This window comes from Streptomyces yokosukanensis, from assembly GCF_001514035.1.
GTDB classification, from domain to species: domain Bacteria; phylum Actinomycetota; class Actinomycetes; order Streptomycetales; family Streptomycetaceae; genus Streptomyces; species Streptomyces yokosukanensis.
In genome coordinates, this window is record NZ_KQ948209.1 from 335,745 (window position 1) to 350,327 (window position 14,583).

Genomic DNA, 14,583 nt, shown 5'->3' on the forward strand with positions numbered 1-14,583 from the left:
TCCCGGGCCGGACCTGCCTAGTCCGTCGCCGGTGCCCCGATCGCGTCGTCCCCGGCGCCCGCGGGCACCGGCACCGCCGCCGTCCCGCCCCCGTCGGTGTTGACCTTCTCGATGATCGCGTCCCGCTCGGGGGTGTCCTCGGGCTTCAGATAGCCGATGGCGATGTACAGCACCAGCGAGACCGCGAGCGGGATCGAGACCTGGTACTGGAGGGGGACTCCGCCGGAGACGTTCCAGCTGATGGGGTAGTTCACCAGCCAGAACGCGAACAGTCCCGCCGCCCAGCTGGTCAGCGCCGCCGTGGGGCCGGAGCGGCGGAACGGGCGGAGCAGACCCAGCATCATCGGGATCGCGATCGGGCCCATCAGTCCGGCCACCCACTTGATGACGACCGTGATGATGTCCTTGAACGTGGGGGAGTCGACCTGGGTCGCCACCGCCATCGACAGGCCCAGGAAGACGACCGTCGTCACGCGCGCCGCGATCAGGCCCGAGCGCTCGCCCCAGGCCCGCGCGCGAGCGGACAGCACCGGGGCCACGTCCCGGGTGAACACCGCCGCGATCGCGTTCGCGTCGGAGGAGCACATGGCCATCGTGTGGGAGAAGAAGCCGACGACGACCAGGCCCAACAGGCCGTGCGGAAGCAGCTGTTCGGTCATCAGGCCGTAGGAGTCGGAGCCGTCCGCCTTCTGGGCGTGCACCAGGAGCGGGGACATCCACATGGGGAAGAAGAGGACGACCGGCCAGACGAGCCACAGGGCCGCCGACAGCCGGGCCGAGCGTTCGGCCTCGCGGGCGCTGCCCGTCGCCATGTACCGCTGCGCCTGGTTGAGCATGCCGCCGTTGTATTCGAAGAGCTTGATGAAGAGGAAGGCGAGGAGGAACACCGTGCCGTAGGGGCCCACCAGCGGCTTGCCGTGGCCGTGCAGCGCCGGCTGGTTCCAGGCGTCGAAGAAGCCGATGTGCTTGTCGTTCAGCTTCAGTACGACCGCCACGAACATCGAGACACCGGCGAGCAACTGGATGACGAACTGGCCGAGTTCGGTCAGCGCGTCCGCCCACAGGCCGCCGATCGTGCAGTACACGGCCGTGATCGCACCGGTGATGAGGATGCCCTGGTTCAGGGTGACCCCGGTGAACACCGACAGCAGGGTGGCGATGGCCGCCCACTTGGCGGCCACGTCCACGATCTTCAGCAGCATGCCGGACCAGGCGAGCGCCTGCTGGGTGGAGAGGTTGTACCGGTTCTTCAGGTACTCCAGCGGGGAGGCCACATGGAGCCGGGAACGGAGTCGGTTGATACGGGGTGCGAACAGCTTCGACCCGATGGCGATGCCGAGCGCGATGGGGAAGGACCAGGTGACGAAGGAGGTGACGCCGTAGGTGTAGGCGATGCCCGCGTACCCGGTGAACATGACCGCGCTGTAGCCCGACATGTGGTGCGAGATGCCGGACAGCCACCAGGGCATCTTGCCGCCGGCCGTGAAGAAGTCGGAGACGTTGTCCACACGCTTGTGCGACCAGACGCCGATCGCCACCATCACACCGAAGTAGCCGATGAGTACGGCCCAGTCGAGACTGTTCATGTGCTCGATCGTGGGTGCGGTCACGTGAACGCGACAAGCAAGCGTAAGGTCAAGTCAGAGTAAAATTGTTCGACTTGATGACTCGCATTCATGGACCTGAACGCCGGAAGGGATGGGCGGAACGGTTCAGCGCATCAGCTCTCCCGCGTTGACCAGCAGCGACTGCCCCGTGACGGCCCGGGCCCGGTCCGAGGCCAGGAACACCGCCGCGTCCGCCACGTCCCCGTCCGTCGCCAGCTCCGGCAGCGCCATCCGTCCCGTCAGCCGGCCCAGCACCTCCGCCTCCGGCACCCCCTCCGTCTGCGCGGTGAACTGGACGTACGCCTGCACCGGCGGTCCCCACATCCAGCCCGGCAGCACGGTGTTGACCCGGATCCGGTGCGGCCCCAGCTCCCGCGCCAGGGAGTACATCGCGCTGGTCAGCGCCCCCTTCGACGCGGCGTACGCGGCCTGCTCCACCTGGGTGGGCGCGGCGACGGCCGACTGCGTCCCGATGAAGACCACGCTGCCGCCCCCGCCCGCCTTCAGCAACGGCAGGCACGCCCGCGTCATCCGCAGGGTGCCCAGCAGGTTCACGTCGATGACCGACTGCCAGGTCGCGAAGTCCGCGCCCTCGATGCCGCCGAAGTAGGAGTCCCAGGCCGCGACGTGGACCACTGCCTTGATGCCGCCGAAGCGCTCCCGCGCGAGCGCGGCCAGCGCCTCGCACTGCCCTTCGTCGGTGATGTCCGTCGCCCGGTACGCCGTGCGCGTGCCGTCCGGGTCGATCTCGGCCGCGCTCTTGGCGAGGTTCGCCTCGGTGCGCGCCCCGAGCACCGCGTTCCCGCCGTCCCGTACGACGGCGGCGGCCACCTGGTGACCGAGTCCGGCGCCGACTCCCGAGACGACCACGGTCTTGCCGGTGAGCAGTGACATGAAGACGACCTCCCGGACTCTGGCGGATTACCTGACGGGGCGTCAGAGTATGGGCGACCGCAGGAGGACGGAAGGGGACGGAGGGGAATCCGCGTGAGCGAGGACACCCGCAGCGAGACATACGCCGAACTGGCAGCCAGGGGCCCGTACGGCGTCCACCCGGGCCATGCCCTGATCACCATGGTCGAGCCGCACCCCGGCCACGAGTACGCCTACAACCGCTGGTACGAGGACGACCACTACTACGCCGGCGCCATGGCCATGCCCTGGATGTACGCCGGCCGCCGCTGGGTGGCGACCCGGGATCTGCAGCTTCTGCGCCGCCCCGAGAAGTCGGCCGTCGCCCAGCCGGTCACCGCCGGCTGCTACCTCTCCACCTACTGGATCACCGACGGCCGCTACGACGACCACATGAAGTGGACCGTCGCCATCAACAAGCGCCTCAACCGCGACGCCCGCGTCCACCACGACCGCACCCACGTCTTCACGGCCTTCCAGGACCACGAGACGACGGTGTACCGGGACGGCGCGGCGGGCCCCAGGGACTTCCACGCCCTCGACCATCCCTACGCCGGGCTCGTGCTGGAGGTGATCGACAGCGAGTCGGCCGCGCAGCGGTCGGAACTGCTCCACTGGCTGCGCGAGGACCATCTGCCGAGGCACCTCGCCGGCTCCCCGGCCGCACTGGTGACCGTCTTCCGGCCCACCCCGCTGCCCGGCGACCGCATGACCTACGTCAAGCAGGTCGAGGGCACGGACACCCGGCTGACCCTGCTGTGGTTCCTGCAGACGGACCCACGGGAGTGCTGGGCGGAGCACTTCACCGGGTTCGACGAGGACGTCACGGCCGCCGGGCTGGGCAGGGTCGAGCTGGTGGCCCCGTTCGTCCCGACGATTCCGGGCACGGACACCTACGTCGACCGGCTCCGCTGAGGCTCAGGGCGACCGGGGCGCTCCACGCAGACTCAGGGCGTCTTGAGCGCGTCCGGGCAGGGCGTACCGCGAGGCAGCTGGTACGGCGCCGCCAGCCGGTAGGTGCCCGGCTTCGGCGCCAGCAGCATCGTCCACTTGTCGCCCTCGGCGTCCTCCGGGGTCTCCATCAGGCATCCGTTGACGTTGACGTACGTCTTCGCCTTCGTCTGCTGCGGAGCCTTCAGGCTCTTGCCGTGCTCGTCGACGATGCTCAGCCACGGCGAGTACGGGATCCTGATCAGGATCCGCCCGGCCTTGCGCACCTGAAGCGTCATCTCGCCCTGCCCGGCACGGTCCACCACCGCGTCGGGCTCGGCGAGCGACGTCGGATCGGTGACCCGGAACAGCTGCCAGTTGGCGTCGCCCCAGACCTGCTCCAGATACGGCATCCCGCGCCGCAGCAGCTGCCGCTCGCGCTCACCGCCGTCGCCGTCCGGGTTGTCCTTCGGCAGGACGACGAAGTGCACCGCCCAGCGCTGGAGCCACTCGTGGTAGTTCGCCGAGTTCAGGGTGTCGTCGTAGAAGAGCGGGTTGCGCTCCATGTCGGCCTGGCGGTTCCAGCCGCGCGCCAGGTTCACGTACGGCGCGAGCGCGGACGCCTCGCGGTGCGAGCGCGCCGGGACGACCTCGACCCGGCCTTTCTCGGCACCGGCCTTCTGCAGCTGGTGGACGAGCGGGGCGAGTTCACGGGCCCAGGACGCGGCCGGGGTCGTATGGATGATGTCGTCCACCGACTTGAAGCCGATCCAGCCGGCGAAGCCGACCAGCGCCAGCACGGTCGTGTACCACTTGCGTGACTTGCGCACCGTGAACGGCAGTGTGGCGACCAGCGTCACACCTGCGAACACCATCGGCAGTCGGGAGATGTTCGAGCCGATCTGCGAGTTGATCAGCCACACCAGGACCACGCCCAGGCTGTAGACGGCGGCCGTCAGCCGGACCGTCACCCACTCCTTGGGGACCAGGAACAGGCACAGCAGGCCGTACGACAGCGGCAGTATCACCGAGCCGATCGTCATCGGCTGGGTGCCGGAGAACGGGAAGAGGAAGTACGAGGCGGCGACCACCACCGTCGGGGCGATCCCCAGCGCCCAGGCACCCGGCCGCCGCTTCTGCAGGAACAGCGCGGCCGCGACCAGGCCGACGAACAGCCCCGAGACGGGCGAGGCCATGGTGGACAGCCCGGCCAGCGGGGCCGCCACCGCCGCCTTCGCCCAGCGTTTGTGCCGCCACCGGTAGGGCCAGCAGAAGACCGCCGCGACGGCGCCGAGCGCGAACATCGTGCCGAGCCCGAAGGTCACCCGGCCCGAGACCGCGTTGCACAGCAGCGCGACGACCCCGGTGAGCGACGCCCACAGCGGGTTCCTCACCACGCGGCTGCGGATCAGGACCAGCGTCAGCAGGCCGGCCGACACGGTCCCGGCGATCATCATCGTCGTACGGACGCCGAGGACGGCCATCAGATACGGCGACACCACGCTGTACGACACCGGGTGCATACCGCCGTACCAGGCGAGGTTGTACGCCGAGTCCGGGTGCCGGCCGACGAACTCCGCCCAGGCGTCCTGCGCCGCGAGATCGCCACCGCTGTTCGCGAATGTGAAGAACCAGATGATGTGCAGGACCCCCGCGAGGGCCGTTATGGACAGCGCGGGGTGCCGCAGCAGCCGCCGGCGCAGCGGCTCGGCGGCGGCGAGGAGCCGACCGGCGCGACCGGAGTGACCGGGGCGACCGGAGTGATCGCTACGGTCTGTGCGATCGATGCGACCCGTGCGCCCCTCCGGGTCCGCTTCGGGCAGGCGTATTCGCGGGCCGGATCCCGGGCCCGGACCGGTGTCGTCGGTGCGTGTCGGCTCCGCTGTGGCCACCTGAAGGCACTCCCCGTGTCCCGTCTTCTGTTCGCGGCCGTGTTCCACAGTGTTCCCGGCCTCTTCCCGTCCAGTTCGCGGTCATGTCCCGTGACCGGCGACCTGCCCCGATTCGTGACGCTAGCACGCACCCCGCCGCGGGGCCCCCGGGTGGGGCCTTTCGCCGACGGGGTGCGCGGGGCCGGGCAGGGTGCGTGCGATCAGCCCAGACGGGTCAGCTTGGCGCCGAAACCGGGCTCTGCCAGGTTCTTCTGCAGGGCCACCGGGACCTTGACGGCACCGGCCGTACCGTCACCCACGGTGAGGGTGCCGACCTGGGTGCCCGCCTTCGCGGTGTGCGGCACCTTGCCGGAGGTGAAGGACAGCTTCACCTTCAGCCCGGACCAGCCGACCGCGACGACGTCCTTGGTGACCACGATCGGGGTGTGACCGCCGAGCTGGTCGTCCACATAGCCGACGACGTCGCCCTTCTTGAGGACCTTCGCCGAGGTCAGCGCATCCTGGGCGGCGGTCAGCGCAGTCCTGCTGACCGCGTTGGCGGTATCCAGGATCTTCGGCTTGTGCTGGCCGAGGATCGCTCCGACGATGGTCACCGTCTGGCCGCCGACCTGCTTGCGGGAGGCGAAGAGGAGATTGCCGCCGGCCGCGGTGGTGCTGCCGGTCTTGATGCCGATCGCGCCCATCTTGTACGGCAGCTCGTTGTAGTTGTTCCAGTAGTGCCCGGAGGGGTCGGTCCAACTGGCTGCGCTGGTGATGGCGACCAGAGCCGGGATCTTGGTGACCGCGCGGCCGAGCTTCACCTGGTCCTCGGCGGTGGAGACGGTGCTCTCCTTCAGGCCCGAGGGATCGGTGTACTTCGTGTGGGTCATCCCCAGCTCCTTGGCGGCGTCGTTCATCTTCTTGACGAACGCCGCCTCCGAGCCCGCGTCCCAGCGCGCGAGCAGGCGCGCGATGTTGTTGGCGGAGGGGATCATCACGGCCGACAAGGCCTGCTTCTCGGTGAGGGAGTCACCGGCCTTGATGGTGTTGAGCGTGGACTCGCCGTCCTTGTCGTAGCCGCCCTCGGTCTCGGCCTTCGGATCGATCTTGATCTTGGGGCCCTCCTGCCCCGTCTTGAGCGGGTGGTCCCGGAGGATGATGTACGACGTCATGGTCTTGGCGACCGAGCCGATGGCCACAGGGGTCTGCTTGCCGAAGTTGCCCACCGTGCCGACACCGTCGGCGTCGATCCAGCCCTGGCCCTCGCCCGGCCACGGCAGGCTCGTCCTGCCGCCGCCGAACGTGTAGGTGTCCTTGCCGGAGAGCACGAGGGTGGGGGACGGCAGCGGGCGCACCGCCTGCACGATCACGAAGACGATCGCCAGGAGCACGACCAGCGGGGTCCAGATCTTGACCCGCCGCACGATCGTGCGGACCGCGGTCTCCGGGGGCGGGGGCGTGTTCGTCAGCTCCGCCAGCAGGTCCAGCGGGGGCCTCGGGGGGAGGGGCTGCTGGGTGGTGCGCTCGGGGCCGACCTGGGGGACGGGGGTGGTGACGTCCGGCTTGGCGGCCGGGGCCATGTCGTTCTTGAGCGCGACGAACTTGCTCGTGCGCTCGGAGTCGGACTCGGAGTCGGACTTGGGGGTGCTGGGCGTCTTGGGGGTCTTGGTGCCCGACGCGCCGCCGAGCTTGAGCATGGTCGTGGGCTGGTCGACCTGCTTGGGCTTCACGGCCTTGAAGACGGCGGTGGGCTGATCGACGGCCGCCCGCGGCGCTGTCGCCTGCGGCGCTTCGGCGGGCTTCGCCGCCTCGGCTTCGTCTTCGGCGTCCGTGTCCCCGCCGCCCGCACCGTCCGCGCGGGTCTCGTCGTCGGCTGCGGGTGGCCCCTGCGGGGCGTCCTCGCCGTCGGCGTCCGCGGCCTCGTCCTCGCCCTTCGGGCTGTCCTCGCCCTTCGGTCCGGCCTCGGCCTCCGGAGCGTCCTTGCCCTCGGAGGCACCCTCGGTCTCCGAAGCGTCCTCGGCCTGTGCAGCGTCCTCGCCTTCCGGCGCGCTCTTGGCCTCGGGCTCGTCCTCGGTCCGCGGTGTCTCGGTTTCGGCTTCGGTTTCGGCTTCGGCCTCACTCGCCTCTGCCTTCGGCTCGGCATCCGTCGCCGCCGCGGTCTCCCCCTCCGCGTCGGTCTCCGGTTCCGCGTCCGTCTTCGCCTCGGTGTCCGTCGTCTCGGCGTCGGCGTCGTTCTTCTCGGCCGTGCCGTTCTGCGGCTCGGCCTGCTCCTCGTCTGCTTCTTCCAGCCCGGTGGCGGCGTTTGCAGGTGTGTCGGAGTTGTTTGCGGGGCGGGTGGTGTCGGCGCTGCGTACCCAGGCCGAGACCGCCTCGCGGAGGGCGGCGTCCTCCGCCGGGGTCTCCTCGGCCTCCGGCTTCGGCGCGGTGGTCTTCACGTCACGTATCGAGAGGACCTTCGTCGAGGTGTCCACACCCTCGGGCGAGGAATCTTTTTCGCGGGCGACCGCGAGCCGCGGATCGCCGGCCTCGGGAACCGGACTCGCGCTCCCCGACGTCACTTCCGGCGACGACTCGCGCTGCTTCGACCTGTCGGGGGACTCGCCCGCCACCGATGCCTCCTCCTGCGCCGCGCGCCCACGCGCGCGCCCTGTCCGAACCATGTACCAGTGTCCTGTGTGAGGGCCTGGCCCCTGCCGAAGACGAGAACGACATACCTACCGGTTCCCTCACGAACCGGTCACGCACCCTCGACAGACCAATGTGAGAGGGGTCACCCTGTCATTCATCCACGCGGGGAGGCATGGATGGGCAGGAGCCGCAGAACAATTCCGGAGGAGCTTCTGCTGCTGGCATTGGACCCGGCCACGGGTACCACTGCGCAGCCGCAGTCGCTCGACCTCGGTCTGGCCGGAGCGCAGCTAGTGGAGCTGGCGCTGGCCGGACGGATAGCCCCAGACGGGGATCGTATCGCCGTGGTGGTGCCACGGCCGACAGGAGATCCGACTCTGGACTGTGCGTTGGAGCTGCTGCGAAGGCGCGGCGCTCCGGTACGGGCCGTCCACTGGATCGGCGGGCCCCGATTGGGGCTCAGGCAGACCTATCTCTCGCATCTGGAGCGGTGCGGCATGGTCGCCGCCGTGCCGGGGCAGATGTGCGGGGTGCTGCCGACGACGCGCTATCAGGCGACGGACACCGCCATCAGCCGGGAGATCCGATCCCGGCTGGATTCGGCGATCCGCACCGGCGTACCGCCGGACCCGCGGACCGCGGCGCTGGCCGCCCTGGCGCACGCCGTCGGACTGGGCAAGCACCTGTATCCCGGGAACGAGGGACGGTCGTCCAGGTCCCGGCTGCGGGACTTGATCCGGCACGACCCCATGGGCGGTCTTGTCGCGCACGCCGTGATGGACGTGCAGAACGGTGCGGTCGCGCAGCCGCGCCGTGGGCCGGCCGCCACCGGCCGACAGGGCGCGGCCGGCGCCAGGTCCGCGGCGGAACCCGCACGCGGGGTGCCGATGCAGCCGCACCGCGGGTCCATGGCGCGTGCCGTGGCCCACTGAGCCGTAGGGCCTGTCCCTACGACCGGTTCGGGAGCCGCTGGTCAGAGCGGGGCGGTGAGACCCTCGTGGTCTCGCCGTCCCGCTCGACTGCGTCCACGGCACCCCAATCGGGTGGCGCCCCATGGCGAACTGACGCGTACGCGCCGCATATCCACCGTTTCCCAGCGGTAGAAAGCACCTTGGTGGCAGTCTGCTCAACAGCAGATACGGAAAGTGGCAAGCAAACAGGCAGGCAGCCGGAGGTGCACGTCCCGTGGCGTCCAATGTCAATCCCACCGTCAGGCGACGCCGGCTGGGCCAGGAGCTGCGCAGGCTCCGTGAGCTCAAGGGCATGACGGCCGAAGAAGTGGCGGAACGGCTGCTCGTGTCGCAGTCGAAGATCAGTCGGCTGGAGAACGGCCGCAGGAGTATCAGTCAGCGCGATGTGCGCGACCTGTGCGGGGTGTACGAGGTCGAGGACCAGCGGATCGTCGACTCGTTGATGGAGATGGCGCGGGACTCGCGTCAGCAGGGGTGGTGGCATACGTTCGGGGACATCCCGTACAGCGTCTACATCGGGCTGGAGACCGACGCCGAGTCGCTGCGGGTGTACGAACCCCAGCTGGTGACCGGTCTGTTGCAGACCCACGCCTACGCGGAGGCCCTGGTGCAGGGCGCGTTGCCGGAGACGTCGACGAACGAGATCGAGAAGCGTGTGCAGGTGCGCATGCGCCGACAGGAACGTATCACCGCCGAGAACAACCCGCTCCGGCTGTGGGTCGTGCTCGACGAGGCGGCGGTGCGCCGGGTCGTCGGCAGCAAGCTGGTGATGCGTGAACAGCTGGACCACCTGATCGAGATGTCCCAGCTGCCGCACGTCACCGTGCAGGTGCTGCCGTTCGAGGTGGGCGCGCATCCGGGGCTCAACGGCCAGTACGCGATCCTGGAGTTCACCGACGCGGCCGACTCCAGCGTGGTGTACCTGGAGGGCGTCACCAGCGACCTGTACCTGGAGAAGGCCCAGGACGTGCAGAAGTACGCCGTGATGTACGAGCATCTGCGGGCACAGTCCCTCAATGTGGAGCAATCCCGACAGTTCATTGCGAAGGTGGCCAAGGACTACGCGGAATGAGCTGCTGTCACAGAGGGCGCCGGATCGTACACCGTTGGTCGGTCCGATTGGAAGGCTCCTCTGGAATATGCCATCCGGTTGAGTGAACGACTACTCCAGCGGGGGCAGTTGCCCGGTAGCGTCGATCACGCCAATCAGACGACAAGGTTGGCGTGAACCGCACTACCGCAACTCGCAACAGGAGTGGACATGGCACTGATTCAGGGCGCTTCGGAGACGTGGATGAAGTCCTCCTATTCCGCGGGCAACGGCGCCTGCGTCGAGGTCAAGTCGCCCACCACCGCCGAACTCGCCGTCCGTGACTCCAAGGTCGCCGAGGGCCCGGTCCTCGCCTTCCCCGCCGACGCGTGGAACGCCTTCGTGACCTCGGTCAAGGCCTAGGGGGCTCTCCCTGACCCTCGTCCGTAAAGACCGCCCGACGAAAACAACTTCACAAGCACCACCAGAAGAGCCCTCTCGACCAGTCGCCGTCCTTGCCGAGAGGGCTCGGTCGTGCGGTCGGCTACTTCACCGGGAACGCCACGTCACACACCGGGTCCTGCGGGCCCGCCGCGTCCCAGTCCGCGAAGTAGATCTCCCGGCAGGGGCCGGCCATCTCCAGGCCCTGGCCCGCCATCCACTGCTCCACCGCCTCGAAGGCGGCCAGGATCTGCGGGTGCGCCACCTGGGCCTTGGTGATCCGGGTGTACGCCAGCCGGGCCGCCGGATCCACCCGTACCGCCGTCTGCCGGGACGGCCCCCGCTCGGCGGCCCATTTCCGGGCCGCCGCCTCGTCGGCCACCGGCACACAGGACTCGGCCGGTCCGTCGCTCTCCATCGACACCTCGGAGTGGTACACCACGAACGGCGCGCCCGTCGGGCCTCCGCACTCCCGCGCCGCTGCCTCCAGCCGCCCCAGCGACGCGCCGATCCACGTCGGCAGCTCGTCCGCCAGCGTGTGCCGCGACTCGGTGATCACCACCTGCGCCGGCACGTCCACGGTCTCGATCACGAACTTCTCGTACATCTCGGAGCTCCTCCCCGACAGTCGTCCACGGAGGTACTCGGCGAGCGTCCGCTGCCCGGCCACCCGGCGCTCCACGTCCGCCCAGTAGGCGGCGAGCCGGTCCGCGGCCTCGGGGCCCTCGGCCCCGAGCACCTCGGCGATCCGGGTCAGCGGCATGTCCAGCTGCCGCAGCAGGGCCACCAGCCGGGCGCGCTCGACCTGGTCGGCGCGGTAGTAGCGGTAGCCGCTGGAGTCGTCGACCTGTGCCGGTGACAGTAGGCCGAGCCGGTCGTACAGGCGCAGCGCCTTGGCCGACAGCCGGGCCCGCGCGGCGAACGCGCCGATGGTGAGCAGGTCGTCGTCCACGATGCCATCCTCCGTCACCGGGCGAATCCTTTCGCCCGGTGACAGGGAGGCTCGGCCCTGCCCCAGGGGCAAGGTCAAGCGGTGCTCAGGCCAGCTGCCCCTCGACGGCCGCCACGACCTCGGCGGACTCCGGCTCGGTCTGCGGCGAGAACCGGGCGACGACCTGGCCGTCCCGGCCGATCAGGAACTTCTCGAAGTTCCAGCGGATGTCGCCGCTGTGCCCCTCGGCGTCGGCGAAGCCCACCAGACGCTCGTACAGCGGATGCCGGCCCTCGCCGTTCACCTCGACCTTCTCGGTGAGCGGGAAGGTCACGCCGTACGTCGCCGAGCAGAACTCCGCGATCTCCTCGGCGCTGCCGGGCTCCTGCCCGAGGAACTGGTTGCAGGGCACCCCGAGCACGGTGAAGCCCTGCGCGGCGTACCGTTCCTGGAGCTTCTCCAGACCCGTGTACTGGGGGGTCAGGCCGCACTTGGAGGCCACGTTCACGATCAGTACGGCCTTGCCCTCGTACTGCGGCAGGTTCGCGGAGCCGCCGGTGAGGGCTCCGATCTCGACATCGAGCACGGTGTGGTCAGCAGTCATGTGCGGATGCTAGCCCCGCCGGGTGACCGCTTTGTCACCAGCCTCGGTGAACGTTGCGTTCCCGGTCCCGGTGAGCGTCGTGTTCCCGGTCCCGGTGAGCGTTCCGTGCCCGGCCTCCACCACCACGTCCCCCGCCGCCGCCCGCGTGTACAGCACCGAGCGCCCGGCCCGCCGCCGCTCGACCAGGCCCGCCTCCCGGAGCACCTTCAGATGGCGGCCCACCGAGCCCAGCGTCTGACCCGTCACCGCGGTCAGCTGGGTGGTGCTCAGCGGCGAGTCGAGGAGGACCAGGACCGTGGCACGGGCCGGGCCGAGCAGGGCCCCGAGGGCGGAGGGGACGGCCCGGTCGGCGGGGTGGGCGAGGGCGCCGGCGCAGGGGTAGACGGCCGCGTACCTCACCCCGTCCTCCCAGGCCACCCATCCCGTCCGCTGCACGGTCACCGGCACGAAGACCAGTTCCGCCCCGGAGATCTCGCGGGGCGGGTACTCGTGCAGATTGATCTGGAGCCGGTTCGCGCCGAGCCAGCGGGTGCGCCCGGGCCGTAGCGCGTCGAGCACGCTCACCCAGCCGCCCCGGCTCACCTGCGCGGTGCGCGCGACCACATCCGCCTCCAGCACCCGCAGGCGCCGCTCCCAGGACGGCCGTACGGTCATTTCCCACACCCACTCCAGAAGCAGGGCCGCACGCTCGGGCAGGTCGCCGCGGTCCAGTTCGGCGGGGAGCGGACCGGCGAGCGCGGTGCGCAGATCGGCGCGGGCCGCGTCGGGCGCGGCCCGGCGGACCCGGGCGACCTCGTCCGCGAACGGCTCCCCGCCGCGCGGGGCGGGGGTCAGGAAGTCCGCGATCCACTCCCGTCCGAGCCCGGCCCGCACCAGCGACCCGGTCACCGGATCCGCTGCCAGCCTCGCCCGGTAGCCCGGCAGATGACGGCTCAGCCACGCCTGCTCACCGGGGTGCGCCCCGGCCCCGGCGTGCAGCAGCTTCAGCGAGGCGAAGGTCTCGGCGAGCGGCGAGATCACGAACCGGCTCCCGGCCAGCGTGTCCGCGTTGAGCTGCCACCATCCCACTGCGCCACCCCCCTCGCGGCCGTACGGCCTTTCGCGCCAGGGCGAAAGAGTAGCGACCCGACACCGGCCCGCCCGAGACTCCGGGCCATGCCCACGTACCGCTCGCTGTTGCGCACCCCTGAGTTCACCCCGCTCTTCCTCGGCAGCGCCGCGCAGACCGCGGCCTCGACCGTCGGCGGACTCGCCCTGGGCACACTGGTGTACCGGGCGACCGGGTCGCCGCTGCTGTCGTCGGTGAGCATGTTCGGCCCGTCGCTCGCCCAGGTGCTGGGCGCCACGTTCCTGCTGTCCGGCGCCGACCGGCTGCGCCCGCGCACGGCGCTGTCCGCGATCGCGCTGGCCTTCGCGATCGGTACGGCCGTACAGGCGCTGCCCGGTATGCCGGTCGGCGGGGTCTTCGCCGTCCTCCTCGTGCTGGGCCTCGTCGCCTCCCTCGGCGGCGGGGTCCGCTGGGGCCTGCTCAACGAGCTGCTCGACAACGGCGGCTATCTGCCCGGGCGTTCGCTGTTCAACATGATGGGCGGGCTCATGCAGATCGCCGGGTTCGCCACCGGCGGCGCCCTGCTCACCGCGCTCTCCCCACGGGTGTGTCTGCTGCTTGCGGCGGCCCTGTACCTGGTGGCCGCGCTGGTGCTGCGGCTCGGCCTGACGGATCGCCCGCCCAGGACGGCGGGCCGGCCCTCCGCAGCGGCGACCTGGCGCACCAACGCCCTGTTGTGGTCGTCCCGCCCGCGCCGCCTCACCTATCTGGGCCTGTGGCTGCCCAACGGCCTGGTCGTGGGCTGCGAGTCGCTGTACGTGTCGTACGCGCCGCACGCGGCCGGCACCCTGTTCGCCTGCGGTGCGTTCGGCATGTTCGCCGGGGACGTGACGGTGGGCCGGCTGCTGCCGCCCGGGGTGCGCCGCCGGCTGGCCGTGCCCCTCCTGCTGCTGCTCGCGGCGCCGTACCTGGTGTTCTGCGCGCACCCGCCGCTGCCGGTGGCCGCCGTGTGCGTGACGGTCGCCTCGGTGGGCTTCGGCGCGAGCCTGATCCAGCAGGAGCGGCTGATGGAACTGACACCGGGCGAACTGGCCGGGCAGGCGCTCGGGTTGCACTCGGCGGGCATGCTGACCCTGCAGGGCCTGAGCGCGACGCTGGCCGGCGCGGTCGCCCAGCTCACCTCGCCCGCCGCCGGGATGACGGTGATGGCGGCGGGCTCGGTGGGCGTGACGCTGGCGCTGGCTACGGCCGTTCGATGTGCTCCTGCGGCCACACCTGGGCCTGCTCGGCCGGAGCGGGCGACGCATGAGTCTGCGCCGGAGCCTCTTGGACCTGACTCTCGGTCTGGGACGGAGTCTGACTCTGGGGCTGGGGCGGAGTCTGGGGCTTGCTGAGGTCGTTGTCGATCTTCTGGACCGCTCGGTCGAAGTAGCGCAGCAACTCGACGGGGAACGGCATCACGAGGGTCGAGTTCTTCTCGGCGGCCACCTCGACCACGGTCTGCAGCAGACGCAGCTGCATGGCCTCCGGGGTGTCGGACATGATCCGGGAGGCGTTGGCGAGCTGCTGCGCGGCCTGGAACTCGCCGTCGGCGGTGATGACCCGGGCCC

The 14,583-nt window shown here is 70.4% G+C and carries 12 protein-coding genes; 5 read left to right on the forward strand and 7 right to left on the reverse strand.

The window, feature by feature from the left end:
- Nucleotides 1–17 precede the first annotated feature (17 nt).
- Both AQI95_RS11415 and AQI95_RS11420 read right to left on the reverse strand, forming a co-directional pair.
- Nucleotides 18–1,586, reverse strand: coding sequence for a sodium:solute symporter family protein (locus AQI95_RS11415; RefSeq protein ID WP_067121552.1), 1,569 nt, complete (start codon nt 1,584–1,586; stop codon nt 18–20).
- Between the two features lie 126 nt (nt 1,587–1,712).
- Nucleotides 1,713–2,501, reverse strand: a complete 789-nt coding sequence (locus AQI95_RS11420) for an SDR family oxidoreductase (protein ID WP_067121037.1) — start codon at nt 2,499–2,501, stop codon at nt 1,713–1,715.
- A 93-nt stretch (nt 2,502–2,594) separates the two neighbouring features.
- Between AQI95_RS11420 and AQI95_RS11425 the strand changes: the two genes are divergently transcribed.
- Nucleotides 2,595–3,434: a hypothetical protein gene (locus AQI95_RS11425; protein ID WP_067121040.1), complete on the forward strand. Its 840-nt coding sequence runs from the start codon at nt 2,595–2,597 to the stop codon at nt 3,432–3,434.
- 32 nt (nt 3,435–3,466) lie between these two features.
- On the opposite strand, the gene AQI95_RS11430 is transcribed toward AQI95_RS11425, so the two are convergent.
- Complete coding sequence (locus AQI95_RS11430) at nt 3,467–5,341, reverse strand: MFS transporter (RefSeq protein ID WP_208614141.1); 1,875 nt, start codon at nt 5,339–5,341, stop codon at nt 3,467–3,469.
- A 200-nt stretch (nt 5,342–5,541) separates the two neighbouring features.
- Entirely contained in the window at nt 5,542–7,929 is a 2,388-nt protein-coding gene (locus tag AQI95_RS11435) for a D-alanyl-D-alanine carboxypeptidase (protein WP_067121042.1), read from the reverse strand.
- A gap of 195 nt (nt 7,930–8,124) precedes the next feature.
- On the opposite strand from AQI95_RS11435, the gene AQI95_RS11440 reads away from it, so the two are divergent.
- The 3 genes from AQI95_RS11440 to AQI95_RS11450 all read left to right on the forward strand — a co-directional run bounded on the left by AQI95_RS11440 (nt 8,125) and on the right by AQI95_RS11450 (nt 10,372).
- The gene (locus tag AQI95_RS11440) at nt 8,125–8,880 is read left to right on the forward strand and encodes a GOLPH3/VPS74 family protein (RefSeq protein WP_067121044.1); all 756 of its coding nucleotides are present in this window, start codon (nt 8,125–8,127) and stop codon (nt 8,878–8,880) included.
- A gap of 253 nt (nt 8,881–9,133) precedes the next feature.
- Nucleotides 9,134–9,991, forward strand: coding sequence for a helix-turn-helix domain-containing protein (locus AQI95_RS11445; protein WP_067121046.1), 858 nt, complete (start codon nt 9,134–9,136; stop codon nt 9,989–9,991).
- A gap of 189 nt (nt 9,992–10,180) precedes the next feature.
- Nucleotides 10,181–10,372: a DUF397 domain-containing protein gene (locus AQI95_RS11450; RefSeq protein ID WP_067121048.1), complete on the forward strand. Its 192-nt coding sequence runs from the start codon at nt 10,181–10,183 to the stop codon at nt 10,370–10,372.
- 121 nt (nt 10,373–10,493) lie between these two features.
- On the opposite strand, the gene AQI95_RS11455 is transcribed toward AQI95_RS11450, so the two are convergent.
- The 3 genes from AQI95_RS11455 to AQI95_RS11465 form a co-directional block, all read right to left on the reverse strand.
- Nucleotides 10,494–11,360 carry a MerR family transcriptional regulator gene (locus tag AQI95_RS11455; protein WP_067121050.1) on the reverse strand — a complete coding sequence of 289 codons (867 nt, stop codon included), beginning with the start codon at nt 11,358–11,360 and terminating at the stop codon, nt 10,494–10,496.
- A 67-nt stretch (nt 11,361–11,427) separates the two neighbouring features.
- Nucleotides 11,428–11,925, reverse strand: a complete 498-nt coding sequence (locus tag AQI95_RS11460; protein WP_067121052.1) for a glutathione peroxidase — start codon at nt 11,923–11,925, stop codon at nt 11,428–11,430.
- A 9-nt stretch (nt 11,926–11,934) separates the two neighbouring features.
- Nucleotides 11,935–12,993, reverse strand: a complete 1,059-nt coding sequence (locus AQI95_RS11465; protein WP_079071190.1) for an ArsR/SmtB family transcription factor — start codon at nt 12,991–12,993, stop codon at nt 11,935–11,937.
- 87 nt (nt 12,994–13,080) lie between these two features.
- Here AQI95_RS11465 and AQI95_RS11470 point away from each other — a divergent pair, with 87 nt between their 5' ends.
- Complete coding sequence (locus AQI95_RS11470) at nt 13,081–14,367, forward strand: MFS transporter (RefSeq protein WP_244188705.1); 1,287 nt, start codon at nt 13,081–13,083, stop codon at nt 14,365–14,367.
- The last annotated feature ends 216 nt before the right edge of the window (nt 14,368–14,583 follow it).

Bases quoted from the DNA above. Each gene is read 5' to 3' on its own strand.
- AQI95_RS11460 (WP_067121052.1), bottom strand. From the start codon at position 11,925: ATGACTGCTGACCACACCGTGCTCGATGTCGAGATCGGAGCCCTCACC.
- AQI95_RS11450 (WP_067121048.1), top strand. From the start codon at position 10,181: ATGGCACTGATTCAGGGCGCTTCGGAGACGTGGATGAAGTCCTCCTAT.
- AQI95_RS11470 (WP_244188705.1), top strand. From the start codon at position 13,081: ATGCCCACGTACCGCTCGCTGTTGCGCACCCCTGAGTTCACCCCGCTC.
- AQI95_RS11420 (WP_067121037.1), bottom strand. From the start codon at position 2,501: ATGTCACTGCTCACCGGCAAGACCGTGGTCGTCTCGGGAGTCGGCGCC.
- AQI95_RS11440 (WP_067121044.1), top strand. From the start codon at position 8,125: ATGGGCAGGAGCCGCAGAACAATTCCGGAGGAGCTTCTGCTGCTGGCA.
- AQI95_RS11415 (WP_067121552.1), bottom strand. From the start codon at position 1,586: ATGAACAGTCTCGACTGGGCCGTACTCATCGGCTACTTCGGTGTGATG.